Here is a 15,127-nt window from a genome sequence, read left to right as displayed (position 1 = left end):
CTCACCGATGAACTGCTGCTCGATCTGGTCCGCGGCAAACTGAGGAAGGGCTGATCCGATGCGCGGCCGGCGGCCAACGCTGGGGCCGGCCGCGGGACCCTTGCGGGGTCGGCGGGGCTTCGCCCGGTAGACTTTAGCCGTGAGCATCCCGACGCCTTATGAAGACCTCCTGCGCGATGTCCTGGCCCATGGCACGCACAAATCCGACCGCACGGGCACCGGAACCACCAGCGTTTTCGGCCGTCAACTGCGCTTTGACCTTGGCCGGAGCTTCCCGCTGATCACCACCAAACGCGTGCATTTCAAGTCCGTGGCAGTGGAGCTGCTGTGGTTCCTGCGCGGTGAATCGAACGTCAAATGGATGCAGGACCAGGGCGTGAGCATCTGGAACGAGTGGGCCGACGCGGAAGGCGAACTGGGTCCCGTCTACGGCGTCCAGTGGCGCAGCTGGCCCACCCCTGACGGCGGCCATGTTGACCAGATCGCCGAGCTGGTGGGGAACCTCAGGACCAACCCGGACTCGCGCCGGCACATCGTGTCTGCCTGGAACGTCTCCGAGCTCAAGGACATGGCACTGCCCCCGTGCCACGCGTTCTTCCAGTTCTACGTGGCCGACGGCAAACTGTCCTGCCAGCTGTACCAGCGCTCGGCGGACATGTTCCTGGGCGTGCCCTTCAACATCGCCTCCTACGCCCTGCTCACGTGCATGATTGCCCAGCAGGTGGGGCTGGAGCCTGGCGAGTTTGTATGGACAGGCGGCGACGTCCACATCTACGAGAACCACATGGACCAGGTCCTGAAGCAGCTGGACCGGGAACCCTATGAATACCCGCAGCTGAGGATCACCCGGAAGCCGGCCTCGATCTTCGACTACACGCTCGAGGACTTCGAAGTGGTGGGCTACCAGCACCACCCCACGATCAAAGCCCCGATCGCCGTATGAGCACCGAGAACGCAGCAGACCCCCAGGACTTCACGCAGGAACTCGCCGGTTCCGTGACCGGCGTCGGCCTTGTGTGGGCGCAGACGTCCGGCGGCGTGATCGGCAAGGACGGCGACATGCCCTGGCACCTCCCTGAGGATCTGAAGCACTTCAACCGGCTCACCATGGGGCACCCCGTGATCATGGGGCGCAAGACGTGGCTGTCCTTCGCGGACAAGTACCGTCCCCTGCCCGGCCGGACGAACATTGTGATCACCCGGCAGAAAAACTGGGGCGAATCGCCCGAGGCGGAGGGCGCCGTCGTGGTCCCCTCCCTGGATGATGCCCTCCTTGAGTCGCAGTTCGTCGACGGCGGCGGGACCGTCTGGATCCTGGGCGGCGGGGAAGTCTTCCGCCAGTCCACCGAACTCGCCAACGTCGCGGTGGTCACCACCATCGACGTGGAGGCGGACGGCGACACGTTCGCCCCCGAGCTCGATGAGACCTGGGAGGCGGCGGCGTCCGTCCCGCCAGACGGGTGGCTGACGGCGGCCAACGGAACGCGCTACAGGTTTACCAAATGGATTAGGACGCAGGGCTGAGATGTTGAAAAAACCGGAAACACTGTTTGTGCTGGGCTACATGCTGCTGCCGCTGCTCGCGCTGCTGTCTGCGATCGTTGGCCTGACCATGATCCTGGGCGGCAACAAGATCCCCGGCGCCATCGTGCTGGTGGTGGTGACGCAGGTGTTTGCCTTCGGCGCCTTCTACGCGTTGCGACTCCGCAAAGCCGCGGTGCTGGAGGAAACCAACCGCAGCTGACGCCTGTTTCCCCCGCACGCCGCTCGTACGCATCCCCGCGCGGGTGACGTAACCGACTGCGCCCTGCGCGATCCGGCGTCTAAACTGGACGAATGACTACAGCAGCTACCCCCTCCGTCGGCCTGGTCGGATGGCGCGGCATGGTCGGCTCCGTCCTGATGCAGCGCATGCAGGACGAGGGCGACTTCGCCAACATCAACCCGGTGTTCTTCTCCACGTCAAACGCGGGAGGTGCCGCCCCGTCGATTGCCGGTGCTGCCGCTGGCGCCGCCGGCAAGCTTGAGGACGCGTTCGACGTCGACACGCTGGCTAAGCTGCCCATTATTGTCACCGCCCAGGGCGGGGACTACACCAAGCGCGTGCACACCGAGCTGCGTGGCCGCGGCTGGGACGGCCTCTGGATCGACGCCGCCTCCACGCTGCGCATGAACGACGACTCGATCATCGTGCTGGACCCGATCAACCGCGACGTCATCGACAAGGGCCTGGTCAACGGGACCAAGGACTTCATCGGCGGGAACTGCACCGTTTCCTGCATGCTCATGGGCCTCGGCGGGCTGTTCAAGAACGGCCTCGTTGAATGGGGCACGTCCATGACATACCAGGCTGCTTCCGGCGGCGGCGCCCGGCACATGCGCGAACTGCTCAGCCAGTTCGGCACACTCAATGCCGAGGTCAGCTCGGAACTGGACGACCCGGCGTCGGCCATCCTGGAAATTGACCGCAAGGTCCTCGCCCACCAGCGCACCGACATCGACGCCACCCAGTTCGGCGTGCCGCTGGCCGGTTCCCTGATCCCGTGGATCGACGCGGACCTTGGGAACGGCCAGTCCAAGGAAGAGTGGAAGGCCGGGGTTGAAACCAACAAGATCCTGGGCACCTCGGACGAAAACCGGATCATGATGGACGGCCTGTGCATCCGGATCGGGGCCATGCGTTCGCACTCGCAGGCGCTGACCCTCAAGCTCCGCGAGGACCTCTCCGTGTCCGAGATCGAGAAGCTACTCGCCGAGGACAACGAGTGGGCCAAGGTCATCCCGAACACCAAGGAAGACTCCATGGCGGGCCTGACCCCCGTGGCTGCGTCCGGCACCCTGGACATCCCCGTGGGCCGCATCCGCAAGATGGAAATGGGCCCGGAGTACATCAGCGCCTTCACCGTGGGCGACCAGCTGCTCTGGGGCGCCGCCGAGCCGCTGCGCCGCATGCTCAACATCGCCACCGGGAACCTGTAACCTCCCGCGGCTCCGGCGCCGCACTTCTGCGGGATACGCCAAGTGCTTCCACTCAAGTCGAAGGACCAGCCAGCCTTCTTCGATCAGTGCGTTCTCCCGGCGACGCTCTGCGAGCAGCACGTCCTCCGTGGGCCCGTAGTCGGTGTATTTGCCGCTGCCATCAAACTCAATCACTATGCGGGTTAGCGGATCCGCGAAGTCTGCCCGGAATTGACCACTTGGCGTCTGAATCTCGAACTGCGGAATGAACATGTGCAGATCGAATGATCGCAGCAGCCTGGTCCGGGTCTCCCCCACCGATTCCGACCGCCCATCCAGGGCCGCCAGCAGATCCAGCGCCCGCCGGTTCCCGCGTTTGACCGGTCCCACGTCCAGAAGTTGCCGCATGCTGTCGATCCCGGCTCCCTTGCGCAGCGCGTGGTCGCCGATCACGGCTGCCTGCTCCAGTGGCAGGATACGGGCGCAGTCCAGGACGGTCCGTTCAATGCCGGTGGTCAGAATCTCTTTGCCACCCATGCTCCACAGCGTTGTCACATCTACGGGTTGCAGGTCCATCCGGTGGGTGCGGACGTCCGTGCCGGCACTATTCGTCGAGTTGGCGTAGTCCGTGGTGACGTGGATCATGGGCCCGGCATCCCAGACGTGACACTCGTGCAGCCTGGCGGCACTGATATGGCTGTAGCGGCAGGCCCCGCCGGTGGACAGGAAGTGCGCCTGGATCCGCAGGGCGTCCCTGGTCCACGGCTCCGCTCTCTTCCAGTCAGCGTTCCGGACGTAAGCTCCGCGTCGAAGGCGCAGGATGGTTCCGGGGCGGACTGCCGCCGTCAGGACCCGCTCGTCCAGCCCTGCCGCGTCCAACTGTTGCGTGGAGGCAACGGGGAAGGCCGGCCAGCGCACATCCAGGAGCACACGGATTTTGTCGCCATTCATGGTCCAAGGTTCTCGGACGAGTGCTGGCCCGGGTAGATCGCAGCCACGTTATGTGGACAACCCCGGCAGCAATACCCGCATCCGCTTCTTCCGGCATCCTGCGCTGCCTCCCCGCTTGCCACCCGCCGCTTGAACGGCCCTGCCCCGCAGGAACGGTGCTGCCCCGCACCGCTTTTGCGGGGCAGGGCCGCCCGTGTTCGGCAGGGCGGCGATTGGGGCCTGGCTTAGCTGTCCAGGAATGCGAGGCACTGTACGGCGGCCTTGCTGAACGCCGCCTGCGCAGCGGGTCCAAGCGGTTTGGATTCGTCAAAGAGTTCAGGCACGACGGCGGAACTGCGGCCGGTGCCGGCCCGCGCCCACGTGCCGATCACCTCTCCCCCTGCCACGACGGTCTTCTTGAACACTCCGTTGCCGCCCGGGACGATCTTGTTGGCGTGCTCAGGGGCCAGCACAAGGCTCCGGTCCATGTAGCCCAGCACAAACTCGTCGAAGCCCGGCAAGAGGAGGACGGACCGCTGCCCGGGCACACCGTCGTCGAGCATTGATGCAGTCTCCGGTGACATCCAGTAGTGGACGCCCGCGAACTCCAGCTCCACCAGTTGGCCGCTGACCAGCTCAAACGCCGCCCGCACGTCGGTCAGGGGAATCTGCGTCCACCAGGCGAAGTCGCGGACCGTGGCAGGGCCGTGGCTGCGGAAGTAGCGCAGCATGAACTCGGCGATCGCTTCCTGACGCTCAAGGCCCCGCGAAACCTGGATCCAGTCATCGAACGCCACCAGCAGCTGCTGGTTCCCGGCCAATGGCCCTTGAACCAGCCAGGCGTGCCGGCACAGCGTCCCCAGGATATGGATCCCCCGCTGGCCGGTGGTGGGCTGCCCGGCCGCCTCAAACACCTCGAAGAGTTCGGTCCGGCTCACGGGACCGCCGGCCGCAATCCGCTCCAAGGCAACGTCGCGGCACTTCTCGATGTCCGCCCAGGTGATGTCCAGTTCCCGGTGCCGGCCGGCAATGATGCGGCTAAGACGCTCGGTGGTGAGGTCCAGCATCCAGCGCAGATCCCCGGGAGCGACCAGGTGCAGGGTGCCGCGCATCGGCCAGGACCGGACCACCCTTCCGCTGTCCAGCGCGGCGCGCACGTCAGTCAAACCTGCGCCCGGAACGCGGAGGCCGATGGCCCAGAGCGCGGCCTGCAGGTCCTGAGCCTGCGTGGCCGTCATCCAGCGGACCGCGCCCTCTACGGAGCCGAGTCCGGGGCCAAGCAGTCCTTGAGAGGCCAGGCGTAACCTGCCCAGCACCTTGGGGCTTACGCGGTTCACTGCCATGTCCTCATCGTAGGACCTGGCCCGATAGGGTGTAAGCATGACTTTGGGGAGTTTGTGGCAATTGTTCGCGCGCGGAACACAGGCATGGCTGGTGGCAGGGACCGTATCGGTCCTGGCCGGCGTGGCCATCGGGCTGGCCCCGGCCATTGGTTTCCAGCCCCTGGGATTCCCGGGAGGCGGCGGCGAGGCACCCCTGGAACTCCTCTTGCCTTCCCTGTTCCTGTCGCTGGGCGGAGGGTACGTCGTGCTTTTTCCCGGTATCCGGGTGGGCCGCGGCAAGGTCCGCATTGTCCGTGACTGGAAGCTCTATCCCGTCAGCGGCCGGCTGCTCTGGATCCTCGCCCATGCCACCGCCGTGATCGGTTTGGTGGTCTGCATTCTTGCAGCCGCGACCCACCCGGCGGTTCCGGGCCTTATGGTCTGGCTGTTTATGGGGCCATATTTGGCGCTGACCGGTTGGGCCGCCGCCCTGCTGGGCATGGCCACGAACGTCCGGCTGATCGGCACCGTTGACGGGCGCCTGGCGCCGGTCACGCAAGCAGGCTGATGCCTTCAACGGGCTGAACGCTAGAGCGTCAGGCCGATGAGCAACGGTTCCGGGTGGAGTTCAATGCCAAAGCGTTCGACGACGCCGGCACGCACCTCGCGCGCGATGGCCAGCATGTCCTTCGCGCTGGCGGAGCCGCGGTTGGTGATGGCCAGCGTGTGTTTTGTGGACAGTGACGCCCGCCCGCCGGAGGCGCTGCCCTCCTCCAGGCCATAGCCCTTGCCGAATCCGGCCTGGTCGATCAGCCAAGCTGCGGACAGCTTCACCAGCCCGTCCGCCCCCGCGGGGTACTGCGGTGCGGACTCCGGCAGCGTTGCCGCCACGTCCACGGGCACAACCGGGTTGGTGAAGAAGGAGCCGGTGGAATACGTGTCCCGGTCGGCCGGGTCCAGCACCATGCCCTTGGAACCCCGCAACCGCAGGACCTCCCGGCGGACATCGTTGGAGTACGCCCGTTTGCCTGCTTCAACGCCCAGGGAGCGGGTCAGTTCGGCGTAGCGGATAGGCGCGCTCATCCGGCCCAGCGGCAGCTGGAATTCCACGGTCAGCACGATGTAGCGGGGTGAGCCCTCGACGGTGGTCTGTTTCAGGATGGAATCGCGGTAGCCGAACTTCAGCTCGGAGTTGGTGAACGTCTGGACCGCGTTCCGGGTCCGGTCCCAGGTGCGGACCGCGGCGATGGTCTGGGAGACGTCAGAGCCGTAGGCCCCGACGTTCTGCACGGGCGTGGCGCCCGTGGCCCCCGGGATGCCGGAAAGTGCTTCAATGCCGGACCACGCATGCAGCACGGCGTGCTCCACCAGGGCATCCCAATTGTGGCCGGCCTGGACCACTACGGCCACGCCGCCGCAGGAGTCCTCGGCGTTGACGGTGAACCCTTCCGAGGCGATCCTGATCACGGTGCCGGGGAACCCGTCGTCGGAAATCAAGAGGTTGGAGCCACCGCCGATAATGAGGACCTGCTCCCCCGCGGCGTCCGCCGTGCGGACGGCGTCGATGATCTCCGCCTCGGTGCTGGCCTCAACATATTTGCCGGCGGGGCCCCCGACGGCGGCCGTGGTCAGGGCAGAAAGCATTGTCTGGGTCACCAAACCAGCGTAACAAGACCAAACCGAATCAAACGCCATCAAACTGAGCTAGGGAATCTTCCGGGCCACCGGTGAGAGCAGGAACGTGGCTACCAGCATCACCATCACGCCCAGCAGCGAGTGCAGGATGCCTACGTGTTCAGCCAGCAGTCCCAACAGCGGCGGCCCGCACAGGAACGCGCCGTAGCCGATGGTGGAGACCACGGAGACGCGGGCCGCAGCCTTGGCGGGATCGTCGGCGGCGGCGGACATGCCCACCGGGAAGCCCAGCGAGGCGCCGAGTCCCCAGATGGCCAGGGCCACAAAGGCGAGCCAGGGAACGGGGGCAAACACAAACAGTCCGAGTCCGGACACTGCCAGCGCGGCGCACCAGCGCATCACCGGAACGCGGCCGAAACGGTCCAGGACCACAGTGCCGGCGAACCGTCCGATGGTCATGAAGGTCACGAAGAGCCCGTAACCGGCGGCTCCGGCGGCGTCGGTCTGGCCGTGCCCGTCGGCGAGGGCCAGTGCCACCCAGTCCCCTGCTGCACCTTCGGCCAAGGCAAGCCCCAGGACCATGACTCCGAGAAGCAGGGTGCGCCGGTCGCGCCATGCCTCCGCGATCTTGCGCTTGTTGTCCAGCGGGACACCGGCACTGTCAGCGGGCGCCCCGGCGGTGACAATGGGGATCGGGCCGGTGAACGGGTCCTCGAAGTTGTCCGGTACATAGGTCCGTTCCCCCGCGACGGGGGTGACATCCGCACGGAACCAGGCTGCCGCCGTCGTCACCGAGACGGCAACCACGACGCCGGCCGCGGCCAGGTGCCAAAACACCGGGACGGAGGCGGCTGCGGCCCACGCGCCAAGGCCTGCACCTGCGACGGTGCCGAGGCTGAACGCGCCATGGAGCCTGGGCATGATGTGCCGGCCAACCGCGCGTTCCACCGAGGCGCCCTCGACGTTGGAGGCGGTACTCCAGCTGGCGGAACCCAATCCGATGACGGCGAGACCTACGGCCACCGCGCCCGGGGTGGCCAGCACCGACGTGCCAAATCCGGTGATGGCCATGCCGCAGCCCACCATGATGGCGCCGGCGCGGATGGTCCGTTTGGAACCCAGGCGGAGCACGATCAGCCCCGACGCGGACACCGAGATGAACGATCCCAGCGTCATACACAGCAGCAGCAAACCGACAGTGCCGGGGGTCAGGTCCAGCCCGTCGCGGATCGCCGGAAGCCGGGACACCCAGGACGCGAAGGCCAGTCCGCTGCCGGCGTAGGCAACCACCACGGCATTGCGCCAGGCAGTGACCTCGGCCGAGGCAGTTGTGTTGACGGTCAAAGGATCATGAAAGCCTGACGACAGCCTGGGCCTTCATCAGCACTTTCTGGCCGGCAGCAACCACGGTGAGGTCAACGCGGGCGGTGCCGGCATCGGCGTCGAGCTTTCCAATGGCGCCGCTGACCTCGATGGTGGCTCCGGCGTCCGTGGTTCCGGTGGTGTCCGTGACCAGGACCGGCTTGGTGAAACGGGTCTGGAAGTCGACGACGGCGGCGGGGTCGCCTGCCCAGTCGGTCACCAGCTGCACTGCGGCACCCATGGTGAACATGCCGTGGGCGATGACGCCGGGCAGTTCCACGCCGGTGGCAAAGGCTTCGTTCCAATGGATGGGGTTGAAGTCGCCGGAGGCGCCGGCGTACTTGACCAGGTCGGTGCGGGTGACCTCGATGGTGCGGCTGCCGATATCCTGCCCGGCGCTGAGTTCGTGGAAGCTGGGGCTCATGGTTACTGTCCCTCTCCGCGGACGAGGATGGATGACGTGGTGGTGGCGACTGCCTCGCGCGACCCGTTGCCGCCGTCGGTCAGGGCAAAAATTTCCTGGCGGGTGGTGATCATGGCCCCGCCGCCCATGGCACGGACACCGTCAACGTGCAGTTCGGCAACCAGGCGGTCGCCGGCAAAGATGGGGCGGTGGTGGATGAAGCGCTGGTCGGCGTGGACCACGCGGGAGAAGTCGATGCCGGCATCCGGATCCTCGATCAGCTGGGCATCGGCGCGCTGGGCGATGATGATGGCGAACGTGGGTGGTGCCACCAGGTCTTTGTGCCCCAGGGCCTTGGCGGCCTCGACGTCGAAGTGGGCTGGGTGCGTGGCCTTGACGGCGCGGGCGAACTCGCGGATCTTCTCGCGGCCGACGTCGTAAACCTCTGCGGCAGGGTAGCTGCGGCCCTGCAGGTCCGGATTGATAGTCATGGCCTCAAGCCTATCGGTCTGCCCCCGGACACCCGGAATTCCGGCTACTTGCGGAGGTTCTTCCGGATGGTCTGGCCGCGCACCACGATCCCGGCGATGTGCAGGAGGAGGCCGAGACCGATCAGCGGCAGGGAAGCCGTGGCCAGGCCCTGGTTTCCGGACGTGTTGCCGATCAGGTTCAGGATGATCCCGACGCCGATGAGGCCCATGGCGCCGAAGACCAGGACTTTGTACGAGGTGGGCGCTGACTCCCAGAATTCTTTGAGCACCGTGACAGTCTACCGAGCACGTTCAGAACAGCGATTCCTGCACGGCCGGGACCTCCGAGGCGAAGCCCCCCAGGACGACTGTCCGGGCAGCCAGCCGGCCAAGGTTCACCACAAACGCCGCGTCCGTTCCGGCCAGGCTGGCGAGGGCGTTGGTCCCGCTCAGCGCGGTGATTCCGAAGCCGTGCTTTCCCTGCTCCAACGGATGCGGGTAGGCGTGGCGCGGCGTTGGGGCACAGAGCCCTGCCGCCTGCGCCGGCCGCACCCAGAGTTCGTCCACAATGCTGAAACCTTCTGCGCTGCAACCTTCTGGGCTGAAACCGTCGACGGCGGCCTGGCCCAGCAGCGTGCGGACCGCGGCCGCGTGCCGCTCATTGATGCCGTCCAGGGCGGCCGCTGGCAATGGCCCCGCCAGCGCCTCGGCTTTGGCGGCGGAGCGGACCTGCTGCGCCAGCCCGGCCTCGCGCGTCACCATGTCCTCAAGGATCCGCACCACCCGGCCGTCCTCCGCCCTGGCAACGTACCGTGCCACCACCGCTCCCTGTTCCGCGAGCCGGTTCCATTTCCTCAGGTGGGACGCCGTGCCCACCTTGCTGGCGCCGCCGGCGAACGTGGCCACGTAGAGCCAGTGATCCTGCAGAAGATAAGTGAGCAGCCCGTCCGGAACGCGGCCACCCCGGTGGAAATCGTGGATGAGGCGGGAATCGTCCAGCACAAAGCAGCGTTCGCACTGCTTGCCCTTCACAGCGGGAGCGCTGGCCGGGCACAGGATGTGGTCGCGGCTGCTGGCTGAGTGGACCTTGTGGTGCCCCAGGCAGAACCTGCCGTGATCGGCCACCGCGAAACCGAGCCTGGCGCCCGCCTCGAGGCTGACCTCGCGGAGATCCCCGGACGGTGACTGGAGGCGCAGAGCCGGGCCGCCGCCGTCGTGCCCTACAGACTGCGCCGGGGCGCCGTCCCAAAAGACCCCGTGAACCAGATAGCGGGTATGGGTCACGGGGTCTCCAGTGCTTGGGTGTACGGGTGGCGCTACAGCGCCGGCTGCACGCCGAACGCTATGGCGAGCTTCATGATCTTTTCGGCGCGACCCAGGCGGGGCAGGTCCGAGCCGTCACGGATGACGCGGCCGTTGGCCTCGAAGTCGGCCATAAAGTCCGTGGCCCAGGCGACGTCCGACGGGGTGGGGCTGATGACCTCGTTGATGACGTTCGTCTGGTCGATGGCCAGGCACAGCTTGCCGGTCATGCCCATCATCACGGTGATGCCGGTCTGCTCGCGCAGGATGGGGTGGTTGGTGCCGACGGTGGGGCCGTCGATGGGGCCCGGGAGGTTGCCCACGCGGCTAGCGACCACCAGCTTGGCGCGCGGGTAGGCCATGGCCTCCGGGGTGGCCGCCATGCCGGTGTCGCGGCGAAAGTCGCCGGAGCCGAACGCCAGGCGGAAAGCACCCTGGGCCTTGGCGATGTTGTTGGCTTCCTCGATGCCGAGCGCCGATTCGACGAGCGGGATGACCGGCGTCTTGCCGTCCATCCGGTGGAAACTTTCGGTCACCTGGTCAGCTGATTCGGTCTTGGCGAGCATCACGCCGAGCAGGCCGGGCGTACCGCGTAGCCCTGCAAGGTCATCGGCCCAGAACGGGCTGGTGGCATCGTTGATGCGGACCCAGGCCTGGCCGCCACCGCTGAGCCAGTCAATCACGTGACCTCGCGCTTCGTCCTTTTGCGACGGGTCCACGGCATCCTCGATGTCCAGGATGATCGAGTCAGCGCGCGAAACAGCCGACTGGTCAAACAGGTCGGTTTTCATCGCGTTGACCAGAAGCCACGAACGGGCGATTTCTGCTGGGATGTTGCGCTTGGGGCGTAATGTCTCGGTGGCGGTGGGTGACGTCATGCTACTACCGTATCTGCCCGGGCACTGCCAGCGCTAAGCCATGGCGCCGGACGTGCCGAACAATACAGATACGACCGGCCAGCGCCGGTGGTCGAGCCTGTCGAGACCCAGGTTTCGACAAGCTCAATCACTGGTTTGGACAGGCTTAGTTCCCTGTGAGTTCCGCATGGAGCTTTCGGACGCGGGCGTTGATGTCGTCGCGGACGAGGCGCATGCGCTCCGTGCCTTCGATGCCCCGGGTGGAAGGTTCGTCGGTTTCCCAGGTTTCGAAGCGGGTGCCTCCGCGGGCTTCGAGCTTGGCTTCGGTGCCCAGGACGATCACGACGTCGACGGCGTCAAGCACCTCGTCGGTGACGGGCTTAGGGTGTTCCCCGGTGATGTCGATGCCGAGTTCGTTCAGGGATTCCACGGCCTCGTTGTTCAGGCGGCTGCCCGGTTTAGTGCCTGCCGAGTAAACGGTGACCTCATCCCCGGCAAGGTCCCGCATGAGACCGGCCGCAAGTTGGGACTTCCCGCCGTTTTTGCTGCAGACGAACAGGATACGGGGAGTCTTGGTGCTTTCGGTCATGAGTTGATGTTTTCTTTCTGTTCTGCGGCCAGGAGTGAGCCGACGAGGGTTTTGATGCGCGCCTGGATTTCGTCGCGAATGACCCGGACCGTCTCCAGGGACTGACCGGCGGGGTCGGTGAGGTCCCAGTCTTCATAGCGTTTCCCGGGGTAGATGGGGCATGAGTCACCGCAGCCCATGGTGATGACGACGTCAGATGCCCGCACGACGTCGTCCGTGAGTGGCTTCGGATAGTCCTTGCCCATGTCCAAGCCCATTTCGGACATTGCAGTCACAACGGTTGGATCCAGCTCAGCTGCCGGCATGGAGCCTGCCGACCGGACGCGGATCCTGCCCTTGGCTTCAACGTTGAGCAGCGCGGCAGCCATCTGTGACCTCCCGGCGTTCTGCACGCAAACGAACAGGACCTCCGGGACCTCGGAGACCACCGACCCTTTGGATTTGGCCAGGGCGGCCAGCCGGTCGTTGGCGAAGTGTTCCGTGGTGGCAGGCAGGTAGGCGCTGATCTTCGCTGTCCGGGCCAAGGCCGTGTAGGACTCGAAGACGTAGCGTTCGACCGTCTCGACGGCGAACACCCCGGTGAAACGCTCGGCGAGGCGTTCGCTGATCCGGTGCAGGATTTCAGTATTGTCCTGCAATCCCAGCGTCGTTTTCTGGTGTTCGGTCATGGCAATACTCCCTTGGCGTGCGTCTGGAACGGTGCGTCGTGGTTGGTTGTGGTCAGTGTTACCCGGAGCGGCCGTGAGCCAGCCCGGTGGGGAATCCAACGAGGACCGGTTCCGGGGCGGCGCAACAGCCGCTCTCCGCCGATCCGTCAGTGTCTGCTGTTGAGGCCGCGGGGACGTCGCAGCTGGTGCCGGCGTCGGTGGAGCAAACCCCGGTTTCGGGCAGTTCAAGGTGGACAGTGTCCGCCGCGGCCTGGTCGCCGGAGAGTGCCGCAGCGACGGACCTGACCTGTTCGTAGCCGGTAGCTAGCAGGAAGGTCGGCGCACGGCCATAGGACTTCATGCCGACGATGTAGAAGTCCTTTTCCGGGTGGGCGAGAAGCTTGGCGCCATGCGGCTTGACCGTGCCGCAGGAATGGAATTCGGGGTCGATCAAAGGGCCCAGCTCGACGGGTGCTTCGACAGCGGGGTCAAGGTTGAGCCGGAGTTCGTGCAGGCTGACCAGGTCCGGCCGGAAGCCCGTGCAGGGGACGATGATGTCCGCTTCCAGAGTGCGTCCGTCGACGGCTTCGACGCTCACGCTGGAGTCCAGGCTCTTGAAGGCAGCGATCCCGAAGCCGGTGTGCAGTTCGATTGTTCCGGCCTCCACGAGTCGGCGGAGCCGGGCTCCGAGTTGGCCGCGGGCGGGCAGGCCGTCGGCCTCGCCGCCTCCGTAGGCCTTGTCAGCGGATGCTCCGCGCACGGCCCACAGGATGGTGGTTCCGGGTTCCTCCTTGGCGAGGTCTGCCAGATTGATCAGTGTGTTCGCGGCCGAGTGCCCGGCGCCCACGACCAGGACGCGGCGGCCCGCGAAGGAGGTGTGGTCCCGTCCTGTGACGTCCGGCAGGGGCGAGGAGATCCGGGCGGCGGCCGTGTCTTCACCGATGGCGGGCAGCCCGGAAGTTCCGAGCGGGTTGCGGGTGGACCACGTGCCGGACGCGTCAATGACGGCCGCCACGGTGTGGTCGCGGATTTCACCGCCGTCGTGTTCGACCCGGACGGTGAAAGGGGTGGCGTCACGGTCCCGGACGTGGGTTTTGTCCATGCCCTGGCGTGTAACGGCAATGACGCGTGCGCTGGTCTGGAGCCGGGAGGAGATCTCCGGGGTTGCAGCCAGCGGGGCGAGGTAATTGTCGATCAGTTCCCCGCCGTAAGGCAGTGCCGTCAGGCGAGGGGTTTCCCAACCGGCGTCCTCCAGCAAACGCACGGCCGCGGCGTCGAGGTTGAACCGCCAGGGTGAGAACAGCCGGATGTGGCGCCACTGTTCGATGGCGGATGCCGCCGTCGGGCCTGCCTCGAAGATCAGCGGCTCGAGGCCGCGTTCGAGCAGGTGGGCTGCGGTAGCAAGACCGACGGGGCCGGCGCCGATGACTGCGACGGGAAGGTTCTTTACTGGATCCATGCTGTCCTCTGTTTCATCCGTTGGTGTGCGGTTCGATCGGGGTGCCTGCCGGAGCCTTGTGGGACCGGCAGGCCGGGGCGGCGCTGTTCAGCAGCAGTCCAGATCGTCCTCGTCGCAGCAGCCCGTATCGGTGCAGCAATCGGTGTCCATCCAGTTCACCCCCTCCCCTTTCCCGGTGGTCAGGCGTGGATCGGCTCTTCGACCAGTGCGGTGGCGATGCTGTCCGCATCTTCCAGCGCGGCGAGGTAGCGTTCGGCGTCGAGGGCTGCCGCGCAGCCGGTGCCGGCTGCTGTGATGGCCTGGCGATAGCGGTGGTCCACGGCGTCGCCGCAGGCGAACACGCCGGTGAGGTTCGTGACGGTGGTGGGCGAGTCGACCTTGATGTAGCCTTCGGCATCCAGGTCAACCTGTCCGGCGACGAGTTCGGTCCGCGGCAGGTGGCCGATGGCAACGAAGATCCCGGCGGCGGCCTGCTCGCGGGTCTCCCCGGTGCGTGTATCGGTGAGGGTGACGCCGGTGACTTTGGCATCACCGTGGATGGCCGTGATGGCGGAGTTCCACGCGAAGCTGATCTTGGGGTTGTCCTTGGCGCGCTGGGCCATGATCCGGGAGGCCCGGACTTCGCCCTTGCGCACAACGACGGTCACGGACTTTGCGAAGCGGGTCAGGAAGGTGGCTTCCTCCATGGCGGAGTCGCCGCCGCCCACCACGATGATGTCCTGTTCGCGGAAGAAGAAGCCGTCGCAGGTGGCGCACCAGGACACGCCGTGGCCGCTGAGCTTCTTCTCCTCCGGCAGGCCCAACTCCTTGTAAGCGGAGCCGGTGGCCAGGATGACGGCGGGTGCCTCGTGGGTCTCGCCGGATCCGGTGACCACCCGCTTGAGGTGCCCCGTCAGCGTGACTTCCATGACGTCGTCGAACACGATGCGGGCGCCAAACTTTTCGGCCTGCTCCTGCAGCCCGTCCATCAGCTCGGGGCCCTGGATACCGCCCGGGAAGCCCGGGAAGTTCTCCACCTCGGTGGTGTTCATCAGGGCGCCGCCAGCCGTGACCGAGCCGGCCAGGACCAGCGGGTTGAGTCCCGCGCGGGCGGCGTAAATGGCCGCCGTATAGCCGGCAGGGCCGGAGCCGATAATGATCAACTGATCGGTGCTCACGTTGGTCTCTCCTGGTGCTTGAAAATGCGCGGGGTG

At 66.4% G+C, this 15,127-nt stretch carries 17 protein-coding genes; 5 read left to right on the top strand and 12 right to left on the bottom strand.

What is annotated here, in order from left to right; all coding sequences use genetic code 11:
* Positions 1–139: 139 nt before the first annotated feature.
* From NG698_RS05370 to asd, 4 genes are all read left to right on the top strand, one after another.
* Positions 140–943 carry a thymidylate synthase gene (locus tag NG698_RS05370; RefSeq protein ID WP_252598429.1) on the top strand — a complete coding sequence of 268 codons (804 nt, stop codon included), beginning with the start codon at positions 140–142 and terminating at the stop codon, positions 941–943.
* Entirely contained in the window at positions 940–1,524 is a 585-nt protein-coding gene (locus NG698_RS05365) for a dihydrofolate reductase (RefSeq protein WP_252598430.1), read from the top strand. Before NG698_RS05370 ends, NG698_RS05365 begins: the two co-directional genes overlap by 4 nt.
* 1 nt (position 1,525) lies before the next feature.
* On the top strand, positions 1,526–1,744 hold the full coding sequence (locus tag NG698_RS05360) for an NF038396 family protein (protein WP_252598432.1): 219 nt from the start codon (positions 1,526–1,528) through the stop codon (positions 1,742–1,744).
* Positions 1,745–1,836: 92 nt separating this feature from the next.
* Positions 1,837–2,979, top strand: coding sequence for an aspartate-semialdehyde dehydrogenase (gene asd, locus NG698_RS05355; RefSeq protein WP_252598433.1), 1,143 nt, complete (start codon positions 1,837–1,839; stop codon positions 2,977–2,979).
* Between the two features lie 1,154 nt (positions 2,980–4,133).
* On the opposite strand, the gene NG698_RS05350 is transcribed toward asd, so the two are convergent.
* Entirely contained in the window at positions 4,134–5,231 is a 1,098-nt protein-coding gene (locus NG698_RS05350) for a winged helix DNA-binding domain-containing protein (protein WP_252598662.1), read from the bottom strand.
* Positions 5,232–5,268: 37 nt separating this feature from the next.
* On the opposite strand from NG698_RS05350, the gene NG698_RS05345 reads away from it, so the two are divergent.
* Positions 5,269–5,778, top strand: coding sequence for a hypothetical protein (locus tag NG698_RS05345; protein ID WP_252608557.1), 510 nt, complete (start codon positions 5,269–5,271; stop codon positions 5,776–5,778).
* A 20-nt stretch (positions 5,779–5,798) separates the two neighbouring features.
* On the opposite strand, the gene NG698_RS05340 is transcribed toward NG698_RS05345, so the two are convergent.
* From NG698_RS05340 to trxB, 11 genes are all read right to left on the bottom strand, one after another.
* The gene (locus NG698_RS05340) at positions 5,799–6,866 is read right to left on the bottom strand and encodes a UDP-N-acetylmuramate dehydrogenase (RefSeq protein ID WP_252608555.1); all 1,068 of its coding nucleotides are present in this window, start codon (positions 6,864–6,866) and stop codon (positions 5,799–5,801) included.
* 48 nt (positions 6,867–6,914) lie between these two features.
* The gene (locus NG698_RS05335; RefSeq protein ID WP_252598438.1) at positions 6,915–8,189 is read right to left on the bottom strand and encodes an MFS transporter; all 1,275 of its coding nucleotides are present in this window, start codon (positions 8,187–8,189) and stop codon (positions 6,915–6,917) included.
* 4 nt (positions 8,190–8,193) lie between these two features.
* Positions 8,194–8,631: a MaoC family dehydratase gene (locus tag NG698_RS05330; RefSeq protein ID WP_058931677.1), complete on the bottom strand. Its 438-nt coding sequence runs from the start codon at positions 8,629–8,631 to the stop codon at positions 8,194–8,196.
* A gap of 2 nt (positions 8,632–8,633) precedes the next feature.
* Positions 8,634–9,101, bottom strand: coding sequence for an FAS1-like dehydratase domain-containing protein (locus tag NG698_RS05325; protein WP_141141246.1), 468 nt, complete (start codon positions 9,099–9,101; stop codon positions 8,634–8,636).
* A 44-nt stretch (positions 9,102–9,145) separates the two neighbouring features.
* Complete coding sequence (locus NG698_RS05320; protein WP_252598440.1) at positions 9,146–9,370, bottom strand: DUF3188 domain-containing protein; 225 nt, start codon at positions 9,368–9,370, stop codon at positions 9,146–9,148.
* Between the two features lie 22 nt (positions 9,371–9,392).
* Positions 9,393–10,364, bottom strand: coding sequence for a DUF2797 domain-containing protein (locus tag NG698_RS05315; protein WP_252608542.1), 972 nt, complete (start codon positions 10,362–10,364; stop codon positions 9,393–9,395).
* 32 nt (positions 10,365–10,396) lie between these two features.
* Positions 10,397–11,260 carry an HpcH/HpaI aldolase/citrate lyase family protein gene (locus NG698_RS05310; protein ID WP_252598443.1) on the bottom strand — a complete coding sequence of 288 codons (864 nt, stop codon included), beginning with the start codon at positions 11,258–11,260 and terminating at the stop codon, positions 10,397–10,399.
* Between the two features lie 145 nt (positions 11,261–11,405).
* Entirely contained in the window at positions 11,406–11,828 is a 423-nt protein-coding gene (locus tag NG698_RS05305; protein WP_252608540.1) for an arsenate-mycothiol transferase ArsC, read from the bottom strand.
* A complete protein-coding gene (locus tag NG698_RS05300) occupies positions 11,825–12,496 on the bottom strand; it encodes an arsenate reductase ArsC (RefSeq protein WP_252569619.1) in 672 nt (223 codons plus the stop codon). Before NG698_RS05300 ends, NG698_RS05305 begins: the two co-directional genes overlap by 4 nt.
* Before the next feature lie 58 nt (positions 12,497–12,554).
* Complete coding sequence (locus NG698_RS05295; protein WP_252608538.1) at positions 12,555–13,934, bottom strand: FAD-dependent oxidoreductase; 1,380 nt, start codon at positions 13,932–13,934, stop codon at positions 12,555–12,557.
* 179 nt (positions 13,935–14,113) lie between these two features.
* Entirely contained in the window at positions 14,114–15,091 is a 978-nt protein-coding gene (trxB, locus tag NG698_RS05290) for a thioredoxin-disulfide reductase (protein WP_252608536.1), read from the bottom strand.
* Positions 15,092–15,127: the final 36 nt, after the last annotated feature.

The organism is Pseudarthrobacter raffinosi (assembly GCF_023913735.1).
Lineage (GTDB): Bacteria > Actinomycetota > Actinomycetes > Actinomycetales > Micrococcaceae > Arthrobacter > Arthrobacter raffinosi.
The sequence above is the reverse complement of the archived record's forward strand: the minus strand, read 5'-3'. Positions and strand labels throughout refer to the sequence as shown.

Coding starts and splice junctions, on each gene's coding strand:
- NG698_RS05330 (WP_058931677.1), bottom strand. CDS start 8,631: ATGAGCCCCAGCTTCCACGAACTCAGCGCCGGGCAGGATATCGGCAGC.
- NG698_RS05305 (WP_252608540.1), bottom strand. CDS start 11,828: ATGACCGAAAGCACCAAGACTCCCCGTATCCTGTTCGTCTGCAGCAAA.
- NG698_RS05360 (WP_252598432.1), top strand. CDS start 1,526: ATGTTGAAAAAACCGGAAACACTGTTTGTGCTGGGCTACATGCTGCTG.
- asd (WP_252598433.1), top strand. CDS start 1,837: ATGACTACAGCAGCTACCCCCTCCGTCGGCCTGGTCGGATGGCGCGGC.
- NG698_RS05350 (WP_252598662.1), bottom strand. CDS start 5,231: ATGGCAGTGAACCGCGTAAGCCCCAAGGTGCTGGGCAGGTTACGCCTG.
- NG698_RS05365 (WP_252598430.1), top strand. CDS start 940: ATGAGCACCGAGAACGCAGCAGACCCCCAGGACTTCACGCAGGAACTC.
- NG698_RS05325 (WP_141141246.1), bottom strand. CDS start 9,101: ATGACTATCAATCCGGACCTGCAGGGCCGCAGCTACCCTGCCGCAGAG.
- NG698_RS05300 (WP_252569619.1), bottom strand. CDS start 12,496: ATGACCGAACACCAGAAAACGACGCTGGGATTGCAGGACAATACTGAA.
- NG698_RS05295 (WP_252608538.1), bottom strand. CDS start 13,934: ATGGATCCAGTAAAGAACCTTCCCGTCGCAGTCATCGGCGCCGGCCCC.
- NG698_RS05310 (WP_252598443.1), bottom strand. CDS start 11,260: ATGACGTCACCCACCGCCACCGAGACATTACGCCCCAAGCGCAACATC.
- NG698_RS05345 (WP_252608557.1), top strand. CDS start 5,269: ATGACTTTGGGGAGTTTGTGGCAATTGTTCGCGCGCGGAACACAGGCA.